28 protein-coding genes are annotated in these 19,407 nt (G+C 65.3%); 26 read left to right on the forward strand and 2 right to left on the reverse strand.

Annotation, left to right across the window (positions count from 1 at the left end):
• Positions 1-7: 7 nt before the first annotated feature.
• The 7 genes from FFK22_RS24560 (at position 8) to FFK22_RS24590 (ending at position 2,605) form a co-directional block, all read left to right on the forward strand.
• Entirely contained in the window at positions 8-313 is a 306-nt protein-coding gene (locus FFK22_RS24560; protein WP_138891125.1) for a hypothetical protein, read from the forward strand.
• Entirely contained in the window at positions 306-620 is a 315-nt protein-coding gene (locus FFK22_RS24565; protein ID WP_221938825.1) for a LexA family transcriptional regulator, read from the forward strand. Before FFK22_RS24560 ends, FFK22_RS24565 begins: the two co-directional genes overlap by 8 nt.
• 8 nt (positions 621-628) lie before the next feature.
• On the forward strand, positions 629-892 hold the full coding sequence (locus tag FFK22_RS24570) for a hypothetical protein (RefSeq protein WP_138891126.1): 264 nt from the start codon (positions 629-631) through the stop codon (positions 890-892).
• A gap of 13 nt (positions 893-905) precedes the next feature.
• The gene (locus tag FFK22_RS24575; protein ID WP_138891127.1) at positions 906-1,322 is read left to right on the forward strand and encodes a hypothetical protein; all 417 of its coding nucleotides are present in this window, start codon (positions 906-908) and stop codon (positions 1,320-1,322) included.
• A 196-nt stretch (positions 1,323-1,518) separates the two neighbouring features.
• Complete coding sequence (locus FFK22_RS43150) at positions 1,519-1,809, forward strand: DnaA N-terminal domain-containing protein (RefSeq protein WP_186002630.1); 291 nt, start codon at positions 1,519-1,521, stop codon at positions 1,807-1,809.
• Positions 1,806-2,213, forward strand: coding sequence for a regulatory protein GemA (locus FFK22_RS24585; RefSeq protein ID WP_186002631.1), 408 nt, complete (start codon positions 1,806-1,808; stop codon positions 2,211-2,213). Before FFK22_RS43150 ends, FFK22_RS24585 begins: the two co-directional genes overlap by 4 nt.
• On the forward strand, positions 2,210-2,605 hold the full coding sequence (locus FFK22_RS24590; RefSeq protein WP_138891130.1) for a hypothetical protein: 396 nt from the start codon (positions 2,210-2,212) through the stop codon (positions 2,603-2,605). Before FFK22_RS24585 ends, FFK22_RS24590 begins: the two co-directional genes overlap by 4 nt.
• 77 nt (positions 2,606-2,682) lie before the next feature.
• On the opposite strand, the gene FFK22_RS24595 is transcribed toward FFK22_RS24590, so the two are convergent.
• The gene (locus FFK22_RS24595; protein WP_138891131.1) at positions 2,683-5,166 is read right to left on the reverse strand and encodes an AAA family ATPase; all 2,484 of its coding nucleotides are present in this window, start codon (positions 5,164-5,166) and stop codon (positions 2,683-2,685) included.
• The gene (locus FFK22_RS24600; RefSeq protein WP_138891132.1) at positions 5,159-5,386 is read right to left on the reverse strand and encodes a hypothetical protein; all 228 of its coding nucleotides are present in this window, start codon (positions 5,384-5,386) and stop codon (positions 5,159-5,161) included. The genes FFK22_RS24595 and FFK22_RS24600 overlap by 8 nt, the downstream gene beginning before the upstream one ends.
• A 299-nt stretch (positions 5,387-5,685) precedes the next feature.
• On the opposite strand from FFK22_RS24600, the gene FFK22_RS24605 reads away from it, so the two are divergent.
• From FFK22_RS24605 to FFK22_RS43160, 19 genes are all read left to right on the forward strand, one after another.
• A complete protein-coding gene (locus FFK22_RS24605) occupies positions 5,686-6,192 on the forward strand; it encodes a glycoside hydrolase family 104 protein (RefSeq protein WP_138891133.1) in 507 nt (168 codons plus the stop codon).
• Entirely contained in the window at positions 6,189-6,635 is a 447-nt protein-coding gene (locus tag FFK22_RS24610) for a hypothetical protein (protein WP_138891134.1), read from the forward strand. Before FFK22_RS24605 ends, FFK22_RS24610 begins: the two co-directional genes overlap by 4 nt.
• 13 nt (positions 6,636-6,648) lie before the next feature.
• Positions 6,649-6,834, forward strand: coding sequence for a hypothetical protein (locus FFK22_RS24615; protein WP_138891135.1), 186 nt, complete (start codon positions 6,649-6,651; stop codon positions 6,832-6,834).
• Positions 6,835-6,962: 128 nt separating this feature from the next.
• On the forward strand, positions 6,963-7,187 hold the full coding sequence (locus FFK22_RS44830; protein ID WP_221938826.1) for a TraR/DksA C4-type zinc finger protein: 225 nt from the start codon (positions 6,963-6,965) through the stop codon (positions 7,185-7,187).
• Entirely contained in the window at positions 7,133-7,543 is a 411-nt protein-coding gene (locus FFK22_RS24625) for a DUF2730 family protein (protein ID WP_138891136.1), read from the forward strand. The genes FFK22_RS44830 and FFK22_RS24625 overlap by 55 nt, the downstream gene beginning before the upstream one ends.
• Positions 7,540-8,136 (forward strand): hypothetical protein, encoded by a 597-nt coding sequence (locus FFK22_RS24630; RefSeq protein ID WP_138891137.1) that lies wholly within the window; start codon positions 7,540-7,542, stop codon positions 8,134-8,136. The genes FFK22_RS24625 and FFK22_RS24630 overlap by 4 nt, the downstream gene beginning before the upstream one ends.
• A 2-nt stretch (positions 8,137-8,138) precedes the next feature.
• On the forward strand, positions 8,139-8,639 hold the full coding sequence (locus tag FFK22_RS24635) for a DUF1804 family protein (protein WP_138891138.1): 501 nt from the start codon (positions 8,139-8,141) through the stop codon (positions 8,637-8,639).
• A 2-nt stretch (positions 8,640-8,641) separates the two neighbouring features.
• Positions 8,642-10,276 carry a phage terminase large subunit gene (terL, locus tag FFK22_RS24640; RefSeq protein ID WP_138891139.1) on the forward strand — a complete coding sequence of 545 codons (1,635 nt, stop codon included), beginning with the start codon at positions 8,642-8,644 and terminating at the stop codon, positions 10,274-10,276.
• Positions 10,273-11,808, forward strand: coding sequence for a DUF935 domain-containing protein (locus FFK22_RS24645; RefSeq protein ID WP_138891140.1), 1,536 nt, complete (start codon positions 10,273-10,275; stop codon positions 11,806-11,808). Before terL ends, FFK22_RS24645 begins: the two co-directional genes overlap by 4 nt.
• Positions 11,798-13,093 carry a PBECR2 nuclease fold domain-containing protein gene (locus FFK22_RS24650; protein ID WP_138891141.1) on the forward strand — a complete coding sequence of 432 codons (1,296 nt, stop codon included), beginning with the start codon at positions 11,798-11,800 and terminating at the stop codon, positions 13,091-13,093. Before FFK22_RS24645 ends, FFK22_RS24650 begins: the two co-directional genes overlap by 11 nt.
• A gap of 178 nt (positions 13,094-13,271) precedes the next feature.
• A complete protein-coding gene (locus FFK22_RS24655) occupies positions 13,272-15,002 on the forward strand; it encodes a hypothetical protein (RefSeq protein ID WP_138891142.1) in 1,731 nt (576 codons plus the stop codon).
• A gap of 216 nt (positions 15,003-15,218) precedes the next feature.
• Positions 15,219-16,337 carry a peptidase gene (locus tag FFK22_RS24660; RefSeq protein WP_138891143.1) on the forward strand — a complete coding sequence of 373 codons (1,119 nt, stop codon included), beginning with the start codon at positions 15,219-15,221 and terminating at the stop codon, positions 16,335-16,337.
• Positions 16,330-16,695 (forward strand): DUF2190 family protein, encoded by a 366-nt coding sequence (locus FFK22_RS24665; protein WP_138891144.1) that lies wholly within the window; start codon positions 16,330-16,332, stop codon positions 16,693-16,695. Before FFK22_RS24660 ends, FFK22_RS24665 begins: the two co-directional genes overlap by 8 nt.
• A gap of 20 nt (positions 16,696-16,715) precedes the next feature.
• Entirely contained in the window at positions 16,716-17,654 is a 939-nt protein-coding gene (locus FFK22_RS24670) for a major capsid protein (protein ID WP_138891145.1), read from the forward strand.
• On the forward strand, positions 17,654-17,827 hold the full coding sequence (locus FFK22_RS43155; protein ID WP_186002633.1) for a hypothetical protein: 174 nt from the start codon (positions 17,654-17,656) through the stop codon (positions 17,825-17,827). The genes FFK22_RS24670 and FFK22_RS43155 overlap by 1 nt, the downstream gene beginning before the upstream one ends.
• Positions 17,824-18,252 (forward strand): gp436 family protein, encoded by a 429-nt coding sequence (locus tag FFK22_RS24675; RefSeq protein ID WP_138891146.1) that lies wholly within the window; start codon positions 17,824-17,826, stop codon positions 18,250-18,252. Before FFK22_RS43155 ends, FFK22_RS24675 begins: the two co-directional genes overlap by 4 nt.
• A complete protein-coding gene (locus tag FFK22_RS24680) occupies positions 18,252-18,806 on the forward strand; it encodes a phage virion morphogenesis protein (protein WP_138891147.1) in 555 nt (184 codons plus the stop codon). The genes FFK22_RS24675 and FFK22_RS24680 overlap by 1 nt, the downstream gene beginning before the upstream one ends.
• Positions 18,803-19,243: a hypothetical protein gene (locus tag FFK22_RS24685; protein ID WP_138891148.1), complete on the forward strand. Its 441-nt coding sequence runs from the start codon at positions 18,803-18,805 to the stop codon at positions 19,241-19,243. The genes FFK22_RS24680 and FFK22_RS24685 overlap by 4 nt, the downstream gene beginning before the upstream one ends.
• Positions 19,240-19,407 carry a hypothetical protein gene (locus tag FFK22_RS43160; protein ID WP_186002634.1) on the forward strand — a complete coding sequence of 56 codons (168 nt, stop codon included), beginning with the start codon at positions 19,240-19,242 and terminating at the stop codon, positions 19,405-19,407. Before FFK22_RS24685 ends, FFK22_RS43160 begins: the two co-directional genes overlap by 4 nt.

Below are 19,407 nucleotides of genomic sequence, written 5' to 3' on the forward strand. Positions count from 1 at the left end.
GCGCTCCATGACGATGATCCTGCCCGAGGGCGTGCGCGCCAGCGTCCGCCTGTTCCTGGTCGGTGCCGCCGGCGAGGAAGTTACCATCGAGGTCCCGAACTTGCAGTTCCTGCCTCCGATCCCGGCCCCGGCCGACCCGGCTGCCTTTCTGGAGGTCTGTCGGAGCCGGCTGCGTAACCCGGTGAAGGCGGTCGGCGCCTGGCGCTTCATGACTGACCGGGAGGTCGACGCCTTCCTGGCGCGGGAGAAGGAGGACGACGGCTTCAATGCCCACGGCTCCGGCCCGGTGCAGGTCGAGCGCTGCCATGGCTGATCTCGCTCTCGACCCGCTGTCGGCCGGCATGGGCTTGACCCCGAACCAGGCCGACTGCATGCGCGTGATCCAGGAGCTGATGGATCTGTCGGGCGTCTGCCCGTCGTATCAGGAGCTGGCCGACGAACTGGACCTCCGGTCGAAGGGCGCGATCCATCGGCTCATCACCAAGCTGATCGAGCGCGGGCACCTGCGCCGGCAGCCGCACCACAGCCGCGCGCTGGAGATTCTCCGTCGCGTCCCCATGCCCACCATCGAGCCGACCTTCGTCCTCTCCGCCGATCTGGCGGAGCGGCGCGGCCAATAGGAGCGACCATGCCTCGCCGTCCTGCGCCCATCTCCTCCAGCGAAATCCGCCGCGCCCTCGAACGAGCCGACCAGGGCAAGGGGAACCAACTCGCCTGCCTTCTCAAGCGCTGCAGCCACGACGACCTGGCGGCCGCCTTCTCGCGTTGCGGCACCGATCTGGGAGGGGCACTGGCCTACATCGGCGGCCGGCAGGAGGCGCGGGAGGAGATCGCCACCTGGCGACGTTCGGCCCGGCATCAGGCCGATCGCCTTGACGCTGATGACCGCTAGGAGGCCGCGGCAAATGAACAGCCTCGAAGCGGCCCTGTGCCTTGCCAGGCTCAACCGGATTTTTCAGCAGACGCGCGGCCTGTCGCGGTCGGCGAAGTGGGCCGCGAACGAGACCGTATTCACCCTCGCCGCAGCGCTTATGCGCATCCAGACACCGGCCCGGTCGGCCCCCGACATGGCGATCACACGCGATGACGCACGGACGCTGGTGTCGGGCGTGGTCGAGATCATGGAGGGAGCCGGTATAGCGAGGCCGGACATCGCCGTCCTGTTCAACATCGTCATCCGCGGCCTGCCGTCGCCGGCGGCACGACCGCCTCTGCCCACCCCCGAGATCCCGAACGGCTTCGTGCTGGTCCGCGATGACGTGCTGACGTCGTTGGCGGCCGGCATGCCCGTCTCGGCGACGGAGTCCGCCGATGCCCCGTAAGCCTCCCGACGATCCTGTATTCGACCCCTTCTGGGCCGCCTTTCCACCGCGCCGGCCGAGCCCACGCGAGCGGGCCAGGAGGCGGTTCCACGCCCTCATCAAAGCCGGGATCGCGACGGCTGAGGAACTGACTGCAGCGGCCAGAGCCTATGCCGCCGAAAAGCGGGCAACGAAGGCCGACCCGCAATACAACTTGATGGCCTCGACCTTCCTCGCTGACGACTGCTGGCGCGACTACGTCCCCGCGGAGGACACGGCCGAGCCGTCGCCGGTCCCGGACCTGGATACGGGCGTCCATCCATTCGGGGGCCTGGTCGATCGGGTCGGCATCAAGAGATGGTCGACCTGGTTCCGACCGCTGCGTCTGGAGCGGGACGGTGACCTGAAGATCGTCATCGCCCCATCCAAATTCCATGCCGACCGCATCCGAGCGGATTTCGAGCAGTTGCTCCGCGAGGCATGGGGCGAGGTCGAGGTGAGGCCGTGAGCCGAACCGGTGCCATAGCCAAGATCCATGTCGCCAAGAAGCAACTCGGGCTGGACGACGCGACCTACCGTGCGGTGTTGCACCGGGTCACCGGCCAGGACAGCGCGGCCAGGCTCAACGACGTTCAGCTCGGAAACGTGATCCGCGAATTCGTCCGGCTGGGCTGGAAGGACGGCGGCGCCGAGCTGCGCTTCGGCCGGACGCCGACAGGTCGACTGATCCGAATCCTCTGGCGAGACGTTGCACGCGAAAAGTCGGAGACAGCCCTGCGCTCGATGATCCGCCGCATCCTCGGGCTGGCCGAGGAAGTGATCCCGGAACCCGACATGCTGTCGGTCGCCGACGCCTCGAAGGTGGTCGAAGCTCTCAAGGCCATGCAGCGGCGGAGGGCTGGAGCGCGATGACGGCTCCGGTCACCCCGGACTACTTCCCCGGCCTGCTTTACGACCTGGCCGTTGCCGGCTATGTCCGCGAGGCGCGTGCGCTGGCGAAGATCTGGGGTGGCGGCAAGCGCTATATTCCCGGCATCGAGCACGTGCGGCCGACGTCGCCCTTGGTCGGCATCATTGGCCTGGAGGCAACCCGCGTCCTCGCGGAACTTCACGGGCCGGGGCACAAGCTGATCCCCCGCGCAGCGGGTGATGGCGCGCTGGTCCGCGAGATCCTGCAGCATCCAGGCGGAACGCGTGCCTGCGCACGGGACCTTGGCTGCACCGAGGAATGGGTGCGCCGCGTTCGCAAGCGTCCGCGGAGTGGCGATGATCCGCAGGGCGATCTGTTTGGCGCCGGTTCCTGAATTGGCATCGATTCTGGGTATGGTCGGCGACAGCTACCGTCCGCAACAGAGGGATGGAAGCAGTTTCGAACGCTCCCTCAGGCCCCCACTACCGGGGCTCCCGCAAACTCGAACTGCGCCTCGCAGCCACCATGCGCACATACCGGCTTTTTAAGGGTCAAGGGCCGCTGGAATTTCGTTCGACTGCACTTCTTGCAGGCAAACTGGCTGCGGAAAGTCTTGAACTCCTCCCAGCGCGCTTTCTCGTCACCAATCGAACCGTCGCCATAGGGCCCGTCTTGGAAGTGGCTGCCAAAATTCTCGATCTCGCCCTTCACCAAACTGTCGAGGAACCGGTTGTTGACGCCCGGCACCAGCGCCGGCACCAGCTTGGCATCCTTGAGCAGGCTGGCGAGCGCTGAAGCCAACTCGCTGCGTTCGTAGGAGTAGGCCCTCTCCAGCTGTCGGATGCGTACGCTGACCCCGAAATCCCGGCAAACGCCGAGAAGCCATTCCTCCTCTGCCTGGCGCATCTCGTTGGCCGCCGACTGGCCAGCCTCCCAACGTGCCTCGATCATCTCATCGCTGACCTTATGATCAGCGAAACGCGGCCCGTAGGCCGGGTCGAGGCCAATGATCCGGGTGAAGTGCCACGCTTTCGCCTCGAGCTGATCCTTCAAATAATTGAAGAATCGCTCGTCGTGGGTGGTGATCAGGATCTGGCAGTCGCCGAACATGGTGGCGATCAGCCCGGCGATGGTGCGCCGATGATCGGCATCGTAGGAGGTGACGATGTCATCCAGCGCGATTATGGGCGCGCCAACATTGAATTGCTGGATCGCCGCCATCCGCAACGCCAGCGCCACCGAATGGATCTGTGAGTCGCTCAAATAGCCACCCGGCTGCACGCCCGTGCGGTTCTTGGCAAAATCGATCAGGAGGTTGAGCCGCTGCTGGTTCGTATCGTCTTCCGCCGGCAGCTCCAGCCGGATTGGCGTGGCGCCAGCGCCCTGGATCCGCTTGTAGATATCGTTCATCGGCGTCTGAAGTTTGTCGAGTAGGGCCTGCACCTTCTTGCGGATCTCAGCCGAGATTATCGTGGCCTGCGCCGTCAAGGCATTGGAGAGTTTCCCCACTTCATCGCGCGTCCGCAGCGCAAGGTCCCTCTCGGTTTGCAGCTCCAGAAGCCGATCGATCTTCGCCTTGGCCTTGATATAGGTGTGGTCGCCTTGCTTCGATTCGATGTCGGCGATGGCCTGATCGAGCGTGGCGAGGAGCTTAGAGATTGCCGCAACAATACCGGCTGGAGCTGCAACAGCGGTCTGAGGCCAGCCGGCGATGCCCGCTTGATACGCGATGAGATCGGCTTTCAATGCCGCCTCGCCATCGCCGAGGAGGCCAATCAGCCCGGGCAGAGCTGCCACCAACTGGGTATGTGCTTTGATCGCCGCAGTCTTGGCGTCGTCGAGCGCCTTCTTAGCGGCGGCGTAGTCCGCCAACTCCTCAAGGTGCTTGGCGAGGTGTTCCCGAATCGTCTCAGCGCTACCCGCCGCCGTATCCGCGACTGGTGTTGCGCAGACCGGACAAATGTCAGGTGCCGCCACCCCTTCGGCAAAAAGCGGTTCTGCGGCTTTCCACAAAGCCTGAAACACGGTGCTCGCCGCCTTACCGCGTTCTTCCGTTTCCTTACTCGCCGCCGCCGACAGCGTCTCGACAGCCGCGCCAAAGGTCGGAATGGCACCGCTGACGACAGTGCCGCCGCTCTCCGCGTCCGTCGTCTCCGCCCGCAAAGCGGCAGCCGCATTGCGGATCTGGCGCAAGCCCGCAAGTCCGATCTTGTTCTCCTCGGCCTTGGCGCGTACTTCCAGTTCGAGATAGGCCGGATCGCCGGCCGCCACCGCCGCCAGCACCAGCGCCGGATCGAGTGGCGCCAGGACCGACACGTTGGCGTGGGCAAGCACCGTGGCCGAATCCCAGGCTTTCACCCCCTGGGCCGTCTCCTTGGCAAGCTGGGTGTCTACGCGCTGCAGCGCCGTCTCGTCCTCGGCCGCGGCCTTCACCTGCGCGCGCAGCGAACGAATGTTCTTCTGCACCTCAACCAGAGGCCCCAGCTGCAGCCAATTGGCGACATCCGCATAGCGCTGTTCAGGCTTGTGCGTTTCGACGAACGTGCGCAGCGCATGCCCGCGGATGATCGGCGGCACCGCGAAGCAGGCGTTCACAGTTGCGGCCACCGCCGGCATCGGTCGCTTCGCCCCCGTCGCCGGTCGGCTGCCATTGGTGACAACCTTGCCCGAGACCACGCCGATCGTAACTGCCGACGCGATATTCGCCTCCTCAGCCAGATTGTGCGCCAGTGCCACGGGACCAGCCTGGTTGTTGATGGCGCGCTGTCCGAGCCGTTCGAGCGTTCCGTCCTCGGAGAACATGAACTCCAGCGCATCGATGACGCTGGACTTGCCGCTGCCGTTCGGCGCGAAGATCGCCAGGCAACGCTTCTTGCTGAAATCGAACGTCTTCGGTTGGAGATACGCGCGGAACCCGGAAAGTCCCAAGGACTGGAGGAAGTATGGGTCAGCCATTGGCCACCTCCGGCTGCGAAGGATTTGCGCGTTCGCTTGCGAGTTTCAGGATCGCGTCCTTGGCCACAGTTACGGCGTTCTGCGCGGGCGCCGCTTTCAGGATGTGCGTCTTAAGGATGTCCGCCATGCCGACATCGGCACCTTCCTTCGCCTTCAGATTTTCTCCTAAGGTCTTAAGAAATGCGTCCGGCGTATCTGCCGACTCTGCTTCAAATTCCATGTGGATATCCCTCATGCCTACATTACTAATTCAACATAAAATATCGTTAACTTAGCGCTTGGTTTCTGGACCAGTCAAGGCACTTAGGAAGGGTGGGATTGTCGGTTAAACTCCAGGCCAGAGACAAAAATCGGTCGATGATCGAGGCTGTTGGCACTGAAGGAGAAGCGTCGTAGGTTTCCCGAGCCATAAAGCACTCTGACCCAACTCCGTTGGGTCAATTCGCCGCCCCTGAGGCGGCGTTTTTATGTCGGGCACCCGGCGGCCGAGCCGCCCCCTCTGCGGAGCTGTGCCCGACCATGCCGCGACTGTCGCCCTTCGAACTCGGTTCCGCGAACCTTGCCGCGTTCCTCGACATGCTGGCCTATTCCGAAGGCACCAGCACGATCGCGGGCAGCGACAACGGTTACAGAGTCGTTGTCGGCGGCACGCTGGTGGAAGACTACGCGGACCATCCCCGCAAGGTGGTCTGGCTGCCCCGGTACAGGATCAGGTCGAGCGCTGCGGGCCGTTACCAATTCCTGGCCCGCACCTGGGATGATCTGGCGAAGCGGCTGCGCCTGCCCGATTTCACTCCGGACTCTCAGGATCTCGCCGCGGTCGAGCTGATCCGCGGCCGGCGCGCCGTGGATTTGATCCACCAAGGGCGCATCGCGGAGGCGATCGACCGCTGCCGCAACATCTGGGCCAGCCTCCCCGGCGCCGGCTACGGCCAGCGCGAACACAAGCTCGAGGCGCTGCTCGACGTCTACACCCGCGCCGGCGGCGCCCTGTCCGACACCACCACCCCCCAGGAGCGGAAATGATCTCCCTGCGGCCCATGGCCATCTGGGCGGCGTTCGTCGCGCTGCTGCTCGCCTTCCTCGTCGCCCCGGTCGCCATGGCCAGCGACGGGTTCGTCATCGATTTCACCGCGACCGTCGACTATCTCGTCGGCATCGTCATCTCGGCGCTCGGCGCTGGCGGCCTGGCCGTCATCGGCTGGGCGGCCAAGCTGCTGCGGCTCAAGGCCGACGATGCGATCCGGACATATCTGGAGACGATCGCCGCCCGGTCGATCGACTACGCCCGGAACCGCCTCCTGGAACTGGGGCACGACGTCGCCAAGGTCGAGGTGCGGGACCAGTGGATCGCCGATGCTGGCACCTATCTGGCTCGGTCGGCGCCGGATGCCCTCAAGCGCTTCGGCCTGACCGAGGAGCGGGTGTCCGACTACATCCGGGCGCGGCTGCCGGCGCCCGGCTCCTGACGGCGCGCGCCCGATGTGGGGCGATATCGTCCAGGGACTGGCCGAGCTAATCAAAGCCGCGCTGGTCCCGTTCCTTGCCTTGCGGGCCGCACAGGGCGCCGAGGCCGAACGCAACGTCAAGATCCTGGCCCGTCAGAATGAAATCGCTGCCCGCCCTGATGTTGACGACGCTGATCTTGACCGCTGGCTGCGGAAATAGCGTCTGCCCGACCTTCCCCGTGCCCGGTCCCGGCGTCGCCGACGAATTCGCGGCGCCGCCGGAGAAGCCCGCGACCCGCGCCTGGTACCAGCGCCTCAAGCGCTTGGACGAGCAGCTCGAGGTGTGCCGTGCCGGATGAGTTCGACCAGGCAGCCGAGCTGGAGGAGCGCCTCAGGGCGAAGGCGCTCGACCCGCATCGGCGTCGTCGCGCCCGCGAGACGGCGGCCGAGGACACGGGGCCGCGGGACTGCGACGGCTGCGGGGAGCCGATTCCGCCCGAGCGGCGCCTGGCTGCCCCATGGGCGCGGCGCTGCGCCTTCTGCCAATCCATGATCGAGCGCGGGGGGCGCTGATGGATTTGTTCTTCGATGCCGTGCGGCAGCACTGGCTGTGGGTGATCGGGCTGCTGACCATCCTGGCCAACCTCGCCCTGCTGGTGCTGGCCCAGCGCTTCGCCTTGAAGACCGACGTCGCCGCGCTGTCGCAGCGCGTCGAGAAGGTCGAGCGCGAAACCGTCCTGATCGGGGAGCGCATGAAACACATGCCGACCAGCGACGACATGAAGGCGCTGCAGGCCGCCGTGGCGGTGCAGAACGCGTCCATCGAGAAGCTGAATGCGAAGTCGGAGGCACACACCGGCACGCTGAGTTCCATCTCGGACCAGCTCGGCATGCTGACCAACCATCTGCTCGGACGGGGTGGCCAATGATCGCACTCGCCGAACGCCTGGCCGAGCACCGGCGCCTGGCCATCCTGCGCTGCCTCGCCGACCTGCCGGCCGAGGAACGGGAACGCCTGCTGGTCCTGGCTTTGCTGACCCTGCTGCCGCAGGGCGCCGGCAACGTCTCCCTCATCCGCGACCTGACCGCCGATGCCGGAGCACCGATCGTCCGCGACAAGATCCTGGCGCATGGCGCCTGGCTGCAGGATCATGCCCTGGTCGTCGCCGGCCAGGACCGGAGCGGAGTGGACACCCTGGCCGTCACCGAACGCGGTGCTGAGATCGCCGAAGGCCGTCGCGCCTGGCCGGGTGTGGCCCCGGTCGTCCATATCGACTGGCTGTGCGCGCGGCTGGCGAGCCTGGCCATGGCATCGAGCCGGGCCGAGGTGGACGCGGACATCCTGTTCTTGGTGACAGCCAACCTGCTCGACACCAGCCTGACCGACGCCATGCTGGTGCTGACGGCGCGGGGCGGCGACGTCGCGATCGGCCGCGAGGTGGTCCCCGGCGTCCGCAAGCCGTCGTTCGGCGCCGTGATGCGGGCCGGCGCCGCGGCGGCCCGCTCGATCCTGGAGCGCTGACCATGGCGCATGGTCAGGAAGTGAAGACTGCCGTCCGCGGCAGCTACATCTATGAGCGCCTGTCGCTGGAGGCTGCCGCCGACAAGCATGACGTGGCCCTGGGCACCGTGCGTCGTTGGAAGGGGCTGGCGGCGGCGATGGGGGACGACTGGGACAAGGCGCGCGGCGCCGCCGCCCTGTCGACCTCCGGCGCGGGGATGATCGCCCAGATGGTGCTGGCCGACTTCCTGACGCTGCACCAGGCCACCATGGACCAGCTCCGCGACGAGAGGGATGTCCCGGCGCTGGACAAGGCGGAGGCGATCAGCCGGCTGTCGGACGCCTTCCACAAGACCATGGCCGCGGTCGCCAAGGCCGCGCCCGAGCTGGGTCGCTATGCCGTCGCCACCGAGCTGCTGCAGCTGCTGGCCGTGTTCGTCCGCGACCGGTTCCCGCAGCATGGCGCAGCCATGGCCGAGGTGCTGGAGCCCTTTGCTGGCTTCGTCGCCGAGAAGTATGGCTGACGATGGCGAAGGGCGCCGGCAGGCAGACGAAGAAGGCCGAGTTTCTCCAGGCCATGGCGGCGTTGGCCGCCGAGGTGCGCCAGGAGATCGAGAACAGCGTCCAAGGGTTCAGCCCCGATCCGGTCGCGCGGAAGGCACGGATCGAGCGGGGCGCGACCGACTTCGGCTTTTTCTGCGCGACCTACTTCCCGCACTACGTCACCAGCGCCGCGAGCGGCTTCCACACCTGGCTCTATGCGACCCTGCCGGGGCTGATCCACAACCCGGCGAAGACGACCGGCGCCCGTGAAGCCATCGCCGCGCCGCGCGGCAACGCCAAGACCACCCACGGCCAGATGTTCATCATCTGGTGCATCGTCTACGGGTACAAACGCTTCCCGGTGGTGATGTCGGACGCCAGCGACCAGGCCGCCGCCATTCTGGAGGGGATCAAGGTCGAGCTGGAGGTCAACCCGCGCCTGGCGCAGGACTTCCCGGACGCCACGGGCGTCGGCCGCGTCTGGCAGGTCGGCATCATCGTCACCCGCAATCACGTCAAGGTGCAGGCGTTCGGCTCGGGCAAGCGCCTGCGCGGCGTCCGGCATGGTGCCTATCGACCCGACCTGGCCTGGCTCGACGATCTGGAGAACGACGATAACGTCCGATCCCTCGAGCAGCGCGACAAGCTGGAAGCCTGGATCGACAAGGCGGTCGAGCCGCTCGGGCCGCCGGACGGCTCCATGGACATGATCTATGTCGGGACGATTCTGCACTATGACGCCGTCCTGGCGCGGAAGCTGCGCAACCCGATGTGGCGGCCGACCGTCTTCCGGGCCATCGTCCGCTGGCCGGATCGGATGGACCTGTGGGAGCGGTGGGAGGAGATCCTCCGCAACGACGGCGAGCCGGCGGCCGACGCCTTCTATGCCGAGAACCGCGCGCTCATGGATGCCGGCGCCGAGGTGCTCTGGCCGGCGGTGCAGCCTTTCGTCCGGCTGATGAAGATCCGCGTCCGGATCAAGGTCGGGCCGTTCGACTGCGAGTATCAGAACGACCCGGTCAGCAGCGAGGACGCGCTGTTCGGCAAGCCGACATTCTGGGTCTCGCGCCTGACGCACTGGATGTTCTTCGGCGCCTGCGACCCCAGCCTCGGGAAACAGAACCGCGGGCGCGATCCCTCGGCCCTGCTGGTCGGCGGCATGAATCGCGAGACCGGCATCCTCGACGTGGTCGAGGCCAAGATCGCCCGGCGCCTGCCCGACAAGATCATAGAGGACGTCATCGCCCTGCAGCGGGACTACCGCTGCCTCGTCTGGGGCGTGGAAGCGGTCCAGTTCCAGGAATTCTTCCGGACGGAGCTGGTCCGCCGTTCGGCGCAGCGGGGCGTGCCGGTGCCGGCGATGCCGATCCTGACCAAGTCAGACAAGGCCCTGCGGATCGAGAGCCTGCAGCCGCATGTCGCTAACGGTCTGATCCGGTTTCATCCGGGCCAGACCGTGCTGCTCGACCAGCTGCGGCACTTCCCGAAGGGCGATCACGACGACGGGCCGGACTGCCTCGAAATGCTGTGGGTGCTGGCGATGGCGCGGCTGCGCATGGGCGCCGGCATCCAGCACGCCACGGGCCGGCCAGGGCCATACCAGGGATACGGACTATGACCGACCAGCAGACCGCGCCGGCCGCAAGGGCGCTTGTCCGGATGCCAGAGCAGGCCACGGCGCGCCGGGACATCACGATCCTCGGATGGGGTGACATCCTCCGCCCCCAGGACGACATCCTGGCCCGGCGCAGCGTCGGCAAGGGGCTAAAGCTCTACGACGAGTTGGCCCGCGACGGGCACGTCTCCGGCGTGCTCGATAAGCGCAAGCGGGCCGTGGTGTCGCGCGACTGGAAGGTCGAGCCTGGCGGCACCAGGCGCGCCGACAAACAGGCCGCCAAGCTGGTAGAGCGGGTACTCGCCGGCGAATGGGGGCTCGCCTTCGACGGGCTGTGCCTGGACCTGCTCGACGCCCAGCTCAAGGGCTATGCCACCAGCGAGCTGATCTGGGAGCTGCGGGACGGGTTCATCGTTCCGGTCGCGGCTAAGGCGCGTGATCCGCGGCGGTTCGTGTTCAACCGGGGTTGGGAGCTTCGGCTCCTGACCCCCGAAAACCAGCTCGACGGGGAAGCGCTGCCGGCGCGGAAGTTCCTGGTCCATCGCTTCGGCACCAGCTTCGATCCCTACGGCCTCGGCCTGGGGCACCGGTTGTTCTGGCCGTGCTTTTTCAAACGCAACGCCGTCCAATTTTGGGCGCTGTTCTGCGAAAAGTTCGGCATGCCGACGGCCAAGGGCACCTATGGCCCCGGCGTCGACCCCGACAAGCTGCTGCGCGACCTGGCCGGCCTGGCGCAGGACAGCGCGGTGGTGGTGCCCGAAGGGACGGTGGTCGAGTTCCTCGAAGCAGCCCGCGCCGGCGGCGTCGACACCTATGAGAAGTTCCTCCGCTGGCTCGACGAGCAGATCTCCGAGGCCGTGCTGGGCGAGACCCTCTCGACCAACATCGGGCAGAGCGGCAGTCGGGCGGCGAGCGAGACGCACAACGAGGTGCGGCAGGATCTGTGCGACGGCGACTGCGACGAGCTGTCGGCCACGCTGAACGGCCAGCTGCTGACCTGGATCACCGAGGCGAACTATCTCGGGGCGGCGCCGCCGACCGTCTGGCGGCCCCGGCCGGAGAACCGGAAGGAAGCGGCCGAGACCAGCAAGGCCGAGACGGATGCGAAGATCTCGGCCGTCGACTATGTCGATCGGATGCGGGCTGCCGGCTACGAGCCAGAAGATCCCGAGGCCGAGTTCGTCGACCAGGTCAACGGACGGTGGTTCTTCGTCGGCAAGCCCGAGCCGGCAGCCCTGCCGCCGGAGCAGCAGCCCCGGGCCGCCGCTTTCGCGGCGCCCACCGTGCGGGACGCCGGCGACGATCTGACCGACCAGATCGAGGCGGCTGGCGGCCCCGTGCTGGACGCGATGATCGACGCGGTCAAGGCCGAGCTGGACCAAGCGATCCGCCTGCGCGAGACGCCGGTGCAGTTCTCGGCACGCCTGGCGCGGCTGGAGTCGACCATGCCGATCGACGGCCTGGCCGAGCTGCTGCGCGACGGCCTGGCCCTGGCCGCTGTGACCGGCATGAGCGACCAAGCCGATGGTCGGTGAAGCCGTCCCCGTCTCGCTGACGCCGGTCCACTTCATCGAGGCGATAGACCACTTCCGCAGCAAAACCAACCTGCCGACCAACAGTTGGTCGGACCTGATGCACCAGGCCCATGCGCGGGCCTTCTCGGTGGCCGGCGCCACCTCGGCTTCATTGCTCGCCGACTTCCGCCAGGCGCTCGACCAGGCCATCGCCTCCGGCGGCACGCTGGAGACGTTCCGAGCGGACTTCGACCGGATCGTCGCCCAGCACGGCTGGAGCTATCACGGCAGCCGCAACTGGCGCAGCCGAGTCATCTTCGAGACCAACACCCGCATGGCCTACAGCTCGGGCCGCTGGCAGCAGGCCCAGAGGCTCAAGGCGACCCGGCCCTATGCCCGGTATGTGGACGTGCACGACGCGCGCACCCGGCCGGAGCACTACGCCTGGCACGACATCGTCCTGCCGATCGACCATCCCTGGTGGAAAACTCACTGGCCGCCCAACGGCTGGAATTGCCGGTGCCACGCCCAGAGCCTGTCGGAACGGGACCTTAAGCGATTCGGTTTGAAGGTCACCGTCGATCCGCCTGAGATCGAGATGGAACCGCGCGAGGTCCGTGCTCCGGACGGCTCGACCGAGATAATCTGGACGCCAAAAGGCATCGACACCGGCTTTGGCTACAATCCCGGCGACAGCTGGATGCGCGGCGTCACCCCGCCCGAGTTGCGGCAGCCGCTACCGCGGCCGAAACCTTCAAGCCCACCCTTGCCAGGTCAGGCGCCGTCCCGGCTCGATGCTTTGCCTCGATCGACGTCGATCCCCCACCTTCCTCCGCTGCCCTCCATGCCGTTGTCGCCTGTGCCCGAGCTCCCGATCGGCCTGACGGAGGAGAACTTCGTTCGCGCGTTCCTTCAGGAGTTCGGCGGGCAAATCGGGCAGCCCCTGGTGTGGCGCGATCCCAGCGGGACGCGCACAGTCATCACCGACGAGCTGTTTCGGACCTACGACGGCACATTTAAGGTGACTAGACAGGGTCGGGACGAATACCTCCTGGCTCTGGCCGCCGCGCTGAAAGACCCAGACGAGATCTGGCTGGATTGGTTCGATGTCGCTCAGCCAGGTCAGCCAACGAATTACATCCTGCGGAGGCGCTATCTGAGGCGGTTTGACGACGACAAGCGACGCGGCGGGCTGGTGGCATTTGAGTGGACCCCCAAGGGATGGTCCAGCGTCACCCTTGCTTCGCCGACCTCTACGGAGCAGCTCAGCCGCGCACGCTACGGCATCCTACTGTACCAGCGTTGATCGTTGGCTCGGCCGAGACCCGCCCCCCGCGAGCCGTTCCGCGGTATTGCGCGCGGGCAGTGTGGCCCAGCCAACGGCGCCTAGTCAGCTGTATGCTTTGTAAGGGGATAGGTTTAGGCTCTCGTCATTTAAGCCACCACGCGCGCAAGCAGCCGAGTTCTGCCCACCGCGAAGGGTCATGGGGCATATCAACATGGTCTCCGGTTTACCTGAGTCTCAAATCGTATATTTCTCAATCGGCGATGCGATTGCCGCCCTCGGCATAACACTAGCCATCCCACAATTTCTAAAGCCAATCTATCGGTTCCGACTGTCTAACATGCCGATCGGCCTGTATACAGCTTACACACTTGTATTTGCTGGCGCTGCATTTGCCTTTGTCGCCGCCTTGATACCCAAGGCGAATATACCAGACGCCTGGATTGTTGGAATATCTATTTTCTGGGAACTTCTGTCAGGAGTGGCTTTTGCATCAGGACTCCTAATTATTACTGCATCGTTCCTCATTGTTGCCAAACTACAAAAAGGTAAGTACAAAACATTTGTAAATTTATCCGGTCGAATGCTAGCTCACGCAGATGACGTCGATCGAGTGGATTTTGTTCGAGAGATTATACCGAGTATTCCGGACATGTGTAGGGCTGCCGTATTTCTGGAGCGGGCGCCCAGTGATGATGCTTTTTATTCATTCACGCACGATGCGGATCTTAGAGATGGAGAGTGTGCAGTTGCCCTCTTGCGTTTAATGGCAGACCCCAGTTTTTGTGAGACTATCGTCTCGAAGTGTTCTTGGGATTCTGCGGAACTACTTGTGGGAATTAGTAAAGGAGGCAATGCGCCGCTTGCGGCGGAGTTGTTTGTCCGTGAGATTGGTCGACAAGCGATCCGCGCAGAACGATCCGCGCTTACCCGCGAGATGGAATTTGGAGGGCTTCGTGAAGCTCCCGTTCTGACAGCAGCTTTGTTTTCAGACGAGGTAATCGTCCGTGCGTATTCGCCCATTAGCGGCATCCGGTATGACGATTTGCGAGGAGTGAGGGTTGATTTTATTCGAAGCCTATCTCATGCTTCTGAACAGACAATCCTAACATTAAACAACTGTGGCGACTATTGGTCGGGGCACGGCATATATGAACTTGCAGAGAAGTACGAGTGGATTTGTCATGATATCGTTGACCAAATAAAAGTTGATCCCGGGAAAAAGCATTTGATCTCTTATTTGAGGATAGGCGTCCGTAACTATATAAAATTGGTACAGAATTCATTTGTCGCAATGAATGAGGAAATTAGGCGAGCGCTTTACGCGGTTGAGTATGAAGCGTTGACTCGAAAATTCAACGTTGTCCAAGGAGTGGCAGAATTAGTAGTCAGAATTATGTGCGGCAATGCGAACAATTTTTCAAATTTTGACGATCCATTTTGGTCCATAAATTATGGTATGATGGATCAAATATTTCCTAGATTCGGCAATATTCCCGTTGGAATGAATCCGCTACAACAACGCGTAGCTATACTACTTATTGCGGAAATGAAGGAGAACATGAAGGGCCGATTTCCCGCTGTGAGCAAGATTATACTCGCAACTATTGGCCCAATTGGTGATGATGATAAAAGAAAAATAGGTACGGCATTTGAAATTCTTAAAGATGCAATTTATAAAGAACTGGGCTCATATAAAATATTTTACCAAGAGGATCCCGAGAGAGCGCAACGCTTTTTGCCAGGTAATGTGAGATATTCTATCGAGCATGACACATTGTTTCACCGTTATCGGAATGGTCTTGAGCGAGCTACAGAGTTAGCCCGCGTCCACGTCGGAGCGGTGAATTTGTATGATCCATCCCTGCGGCGCGATTATTCGATCTATGAGCAGCGTCATAGGGAGCCGCCTGAGCCCCTTGAACCCTGACGAACTACGCATGATAGCGCCATGACCGCCGAGCCGTTCTATGAGGCGTTAGCCCCCCGTTAGCGCCAATCCTCCAAGAGCATCGACGTCGCCCCCAACGCAATGGCAGGCTGGGACCATCCGAGAGGGCGTCTCTGACCCAACGACGTAGGGTCAATTCGCCCTCACCTCTTCAGCCTATCACAGACCTCGATCCCGCACCGATCGAGGTTCCTTGTGCCCAACGCTCCGCTCAATGCCTTCGACGCCTTCCGTGCCGGAACCCGGACGGATGCCAGCGGGGCGCGTGTCACCATCACCGTGGGTGACCTAGCCGCCTCGGCGGCGGCCTACGATCCTTCCATCCGGCCAGCGCCGCTGGTGATCGGCCATCCGAAGATGGAGGACCCGGCTTATGGCTGGGTCGGCAAGGTCGAGGCGGCCGGCGACAAGCTTCGCGTGGTCCCCGAGCGGGTCGAGGCTGCGTTTGCCCAGCTCGTCAATGACGGCCGATATTCCCAGGTCTCGGCCTGCTTCTGGCGGCCCGAAGCGTCCGGCAATCCCGTGCCGGGCACCTGGTATCTGAAGCATGTCGGCTTCCTCGGCGCGCATCCGCCCGCCGTCGAAGGGCTGCCGCCGGTCCAGTTTGCCGCCGAAAATGGCCAGACTGTCGAGTTCGGCTGGGAGGAACGCACGGTCGTCACGATCCTCCGCCGCCTGCGTGAATGGATCATCGGCGACAAGGGCACCGAGGTCGCCGACCAGGTGATCCCGTCCTGGGATCTCGACTTCCTCACCGAGGAAGCGATCAAGCCCGCAACCCCGGCCGAGCCGGCGCCCGCCTTCGCGGCCCCGGCCACCACCCCCACCACCGAGGAGAACCCGATGTCCGAGAAGGACACGGCGGAGCTGGAACGGCTGCGCCTGGAGAACGAGGAGAAAGACCGGCGCCTCGCCGCCTTCGCCACCGAGGCGGCCGAGCGCCGGCGCATGGCCGACGCCACATTCGTTGACGGCCTGATCGCCGCCAATCGCGTGCCGGCGGGCCACCGCGACGAGGTCGCGGCCTTCCTGGCGAAGCTGGACGACACCGAGACCGTCGCCTTTGCCTCCGGAGATGGGGCCGAGAAGGAGACCCCGGCCGGATTCTTTCGGCGGTTCCTGTCCTCGCTGCAGCCGACCGTGGCGTTCGGCGAGGTGGTCGCCTCCGGCGGGCGGGCGGCCGACGAGACCGCGCAGTCGATCGCCGACCGGGCCAAGAAGTACCAGGCCGACCGGGCCGCGATCGGCGACAGCGTGAGCTTCGCGGCGGCGGTCGACCACGTCACCACCAACAACGAGGTCCGCCGTGCGTAACCATGGCCTGGTCAAGCCGTTCGTCGCCGGGGCGATCGTCCCGCCGTATCGCATCGTCAAATTCGGTGCTGACGACGATACGGCCATTGCGGCGGCGGCGGCGGCCGACAAGTCGATTGGCGTCACCGACATGCTCGGCGCCAGCGCCGTGGGCGTGACATTCGACATCGTCCTGACCGGGATCGCCGAGGTCGAGTACGGCGGCCCCGTGACCAGGGGCGACGATCTGACCGCCGATGCCCAGGGCCGTGCGGTTGCCGTCGCCGCCGCCGGCAACCGCGTCATCGGCAAGGCCATGGCGACCGGCGTCCTCGGCGATATCGGCTCCGTTCTCATCGACCGCGGCGTCGCCGCCTAACCCTGCCCAAGCGAGGTCTCATGTCCATCCAGGCGCCGTTTCCCGTCGATCCGAAGCTGACCGCGGTCGCGGTCGGCTACCGCAACCAGGCGTACATCGCCGACCATGTGATCCCCCGCGCGACCGTGCCGTCGCGGCTGTTCAAGTGGTGGGAATACCCGATCGACGAGAGCTTCAACGTCACCGACACGAAGGTCGGCCGCACCGGCGCGCCGAACGAGATCGAGTTCCGGGCCGAGGATCGGGAAGGCAGCGTCGACGACTACGGCCTGGACGATCCGGTGCCGCAGGAGGACATCAACACCGGCGCGACCATGGGCTACGACCCGCGGACCCATGCGACCGAGCGGCTGACCGACTACATCGCCCTCGGCCGCGAGGTCCGCGCCGCCAAGCTGTTGTTCAATCCGGCGACCTATCCGGCCGGCAACAAGATCCAGCTCGCCACCGCGGCCGACCGCTGGGACGACCCGGCGAGCAACCCGGTCGACGATATCCTCGAAGGTCTCGAAGTCTGCCTGGTACGCCCGAACATTGCCGTCCTGGGCCAGAAGGTGTGGTCCAAGCTGCGCCGGCACCCGAAGATCGCGAAGGCCGTCAACGCCAACTCCGGCGACGAGGCCGTCGCCACCCGCCAGGCCGTGGCCGACCTACTGGAGCTGGATGAGGTCGTCGTCGGCCAGTCCCGCCTGAACACGGCCCGCAAGGGCCAGGCGGCGAACCTGGCCCGCGTCTGGGGCAATCACGCGTCCTTCATCTACCGCAACCGCAACTTCTCGTTCCGGTCCCCGGACTTGACCTTCGCCGCGACCGCGCAATGGGGCGACAAGATCGCGGGCTCGATGCCGGACAGCAAGATCGGCCTTCGGGGCGGTGAGCGCGTCCGCATGGGCGAGAGCGTGCGCGAGCTGGTGATCGCCGGTTATGCCGGCTACCTCATCCAGGACGCAGTCAATTGATGGCTGAGCCTGCCCAGACCCGCCTGGTGGCCCTGGTCGCGATCAAGTATCGCGGCCAGCGCTTCGAGATCGGCGACCCGCTCCCCGAGCTGTCGGACGAGGACGCCGCCCTGCTGGGCGAACGCATCGGCCCGCCCTCCGCGAACGCCAGCCGCAAGGGCAAGGCGAAGTGACCTACGCCACCCAGGGCCAGCTCGAGGACCGGTACGGGACCAAGCTGCTGGGGCAGCTGACCGACCGCAGCCAGCCGGCGACCGGCCAGGTCGATGCCGAGGTGGTCGAGCGCGCCTTGCTCGACACCGATGCGACGATCGACGGCTACCTGGCCGCGCGCTACCGGCTGCCGATCGCCTCGGTGCCCAAGCTGCTGGTCGACGTGGCCGAGGCGGTGGCGATCTATAAGCTGCACCGCAGGGCGCCGGACGAGAAGATCACGGCCGACTATCGTGACGCGATCAAGACGCTGCAGGACATCGCGGCCGGACGGCAGCGCCTCGATCTCGACGGGATCGAGCCGGAGCGCGGCAACTCCTCGGGCAGCGTGTCGACCAGCTCGCCGCGCGTCTTCACGCCTGAGCGCCTCCGAGGCTTCGTCTGATGGAAGGCGTCTCGATCCGGGTCGACGATGCCGCCGTCCGGGCCGCGGTGGGCCGGGTGGTCGACCGCATGACCAATGCCCGCGGCCTGTACGATGGTATCGGCGCGGCGATGGTGGTCTCGACCCAGATGCGGTTCGAACGCGAGCGGGCGCCGGACGGCAATCCGTGGCCGCAGTCGCTCCGCGCGAAGCTCGAAGGCGGCAAGACCCTGCAGCTGTCGGCGCGGCTTGTGCAGTCCATCACGCATGTCGCGGACGACAACGGCGTCGCCTGGGGCAGCGACGTCGCCTATGCCCGCATCCACCAGCTCGGCGGCACCATCAAGCGCGAGGCACGGACCCAGACCGTCTATCGCCGCTACGACGCCCGCGCCGACGAGCTGTCGCACCGGTTCGTGCCGAAGCGGCTCGCAAACTTCGCCACGGACCATGAGGTGGGGGCATATGAGATTGAGATGCCTGAGCGGCCCTATCTCGGCATCGACAATGACGATCGCATCGAGATCGAGGCCCAGGTCAAGGAATGGCTCGCCATCGCGGATGGTGCGCCGTGACCCTCGTCGATCACGTGATCGCGCGCCTGACTGAGCGGGTGCCAGCACTGGCCAGCCGGATCGGTCGCGCCGGCGAGATGAGCGCGCTCATCCAGGCCGGATCGTTGCCGCAGGGCGGAACCGCGGCCTTTGTCGTGCCGCTTGGCTTCCGGGTTGGGGAGACCATGAACGTGGCCGGCCCGCACAGCCAGCAGCTGCGGCGGCGCCTGGCGGTGATCCTGGTGGTGGACTTCGCGGGTGACGCGATCGGCGCCGAGACCATCCCCGAGCTGGACCAGCTCGAAGACCTCGTGCTGCGCGCCCTGGCCGGGTGGAAGCCACCCGGCGGCTGGGAACCCTTCGGCGCCGAGCGCGGCGCGCTGCTCGGCCTCAACGCCGGCCGGGCCTTCCATCAGATCGATTTCTCCATTCCGCAACTGCTGAGGATTTCGCAATGAGCCTGCCTGCGAAGGGCGGCAGCTACGTCCGCAAGCCGGACGGCTCCCTCGAACGCGTCACCTGGACTGAGCGGGCGGTGCCGTCCGTACAGACGCCGGCGCCAGCGGCCAAGTCCGCGGCAGAGCCGCCGCCGACCGGCGCCCGGCCGAAGGGGGAGAAGTAG

Source organism: Mycobacterium sp. KBS0706 (genome assembly GCF_005938675.2).
Classification (GTDB): Bacteria; Pseudomonadota; Alphaproteobacteria; order DSM-16000; family Inquilinaceae; genus Inquilinus.

Coding starts and splice junctions, on each gene's coding strand:
- FFK22_RS24610 (WP_138891134.1), top strand. CDS start 6,189: ATGATCTCCCTGCGGCCCATGGCCATCTGGGCGGCGTTCGTCGCGCTG.
- FFK22_RS24575 (WP_138891127.1), top strand. CDS start 906: ATGAACAGCCTCGAAGCGGCCCTGTGCCTTGCCAGGCTCAACCGGATT.
- FFK22_RS24600 (WP_138891132.1), bottom strand. CDS start 5,386: ATGGAATTTGAAGCAGAGTCGGCAGATACGCCGGACGCATTTCTTAAG.
- FFK22_RS24625 (WP_138891136.1), top strand. CDS start 7,133: ATGGGCGCGGCGCTGCGCCTTCTGCCAATCCATGATCGAGCGCGGGGG.
- FFK22_RS24645 (WP_138891140.1), top strand. CDS start 10,273: ATGACCGACCAGCAGACCGCGCCGGCCGCAAGGGCGCTTGTCCGGATG.
- FFK22_RS43150 (WP_186002630.1), top strand. CDS start 1,519: ATGGCCTCGACCTTCCTCGCTGACGACTGCTGGCGCGACTACGTCCCC.
- FFK22_RS24590 (WP_138891130.1), top strand. CDS start 2,210: ATGACGGCTCCGGTCACCCCGGACTACTTCCCCGGCCTGCTTTACGAC.
- FFK22_RS24630 (WP_138891137.1), top strand. CDS start 7,540: ATGATCGCACTCGCCGAACGCCTGGCCGAGCACCGGCGCCTGGCCATC.
- FFK22_RS24560 (WP_138891125.1), top strand. CDS start 8: ATGACGATGATCCTGCCCGAGGGCGTGCGCGCCAGCGTCCGCCTGTTC.
- FFK22_RS24615 (WP_138891135.1), top strand. CDS start 6,649: ATGTGGGGCGATATCGTCCAGGGACTGGCCGAGCTAATCAAAGCCGCG.
- FFK22_RS43160 (WP_186002634.1), top strand. CDS start 19,240: ATGAGCCTGCCTGCGAAGGGCGGCAGCTACGTCCGCAAGCCGGACGGC.
- FFK22_RS24655 (WP_138891142.1), top strand. CDS start 13,272: ATGGGGCATATCAACATGGTCTCCGGTTTACCTGAGTCTCAAATCGTA.
- FFK22_RS24595 (WP_138891131.1), bottom strand. CDS start 5,166: ATGGCTGACCCATACTTCCTCCAGTCCTTGGGACTTTCCGGGTTCCGC.
- terL (WP_138891139.1), top strand. CDS start 8,642: ATGGCGAAGGGCGCCGGCAGGCAGACGAAGAAGGCCGAGTTTCTCCAG.
- FFK22_RS24650 (WP_138891141.1), top strand. CDS start 11,798: ATGGTCGGTGAAGCCGTCCCCGTCTCGCTGACGCCGGTCCACTTCATC.
- FFK22_RS24635 (WP_138891138.1), top strand. CDS start 8,139: ATGGCGCATGGTCAGGAAGTGAAGACTGCCGTCCGCGGCAGCTACATC.
- FFK22_RS43155 (WP_186002633.1), top strand. CDS start 17,654: ATGGCTGAGCCTGCCCAGACCCGCCTGGTGGCCCTGGTCGCGATCAAG.
- FFK22_RS24605 (WP_138891133.1), top strand. CDS start 5,686: ATGCCGCGACTGTCGCCCTTCGAACTCGGTTCCGCGAACCTTGCCGCG.
- FFK22_RS24570 (WP_138891126.1), top strand. CDS start 629: ATGCCTCGCCGTCCTGCGCCCATCTCCTCCAGCGAAATCCGCCGCGCC.
- FFK22_RS24680 (WP_138891147.1), top strand. CDS start 18,252: ATGGAAGGCGTCTCGATCCGGGTCGACGATGCCGCCGTCCGGGCCGCG.
- FFK22_RS24565 (WP_221938825.1), top strand. CDS start 306: ATGGCTGATCTCGCTCTCGACCCGCTGTCGGCCGGCATGGGCTTGACC.
- FFK22_RS24670 (WP_138891145.1), top strand. CDS start 16,716: ATGTCCATCCAGGCGCCGTTTCCCGTCGATCCGAAGCTGACCGCGGTC.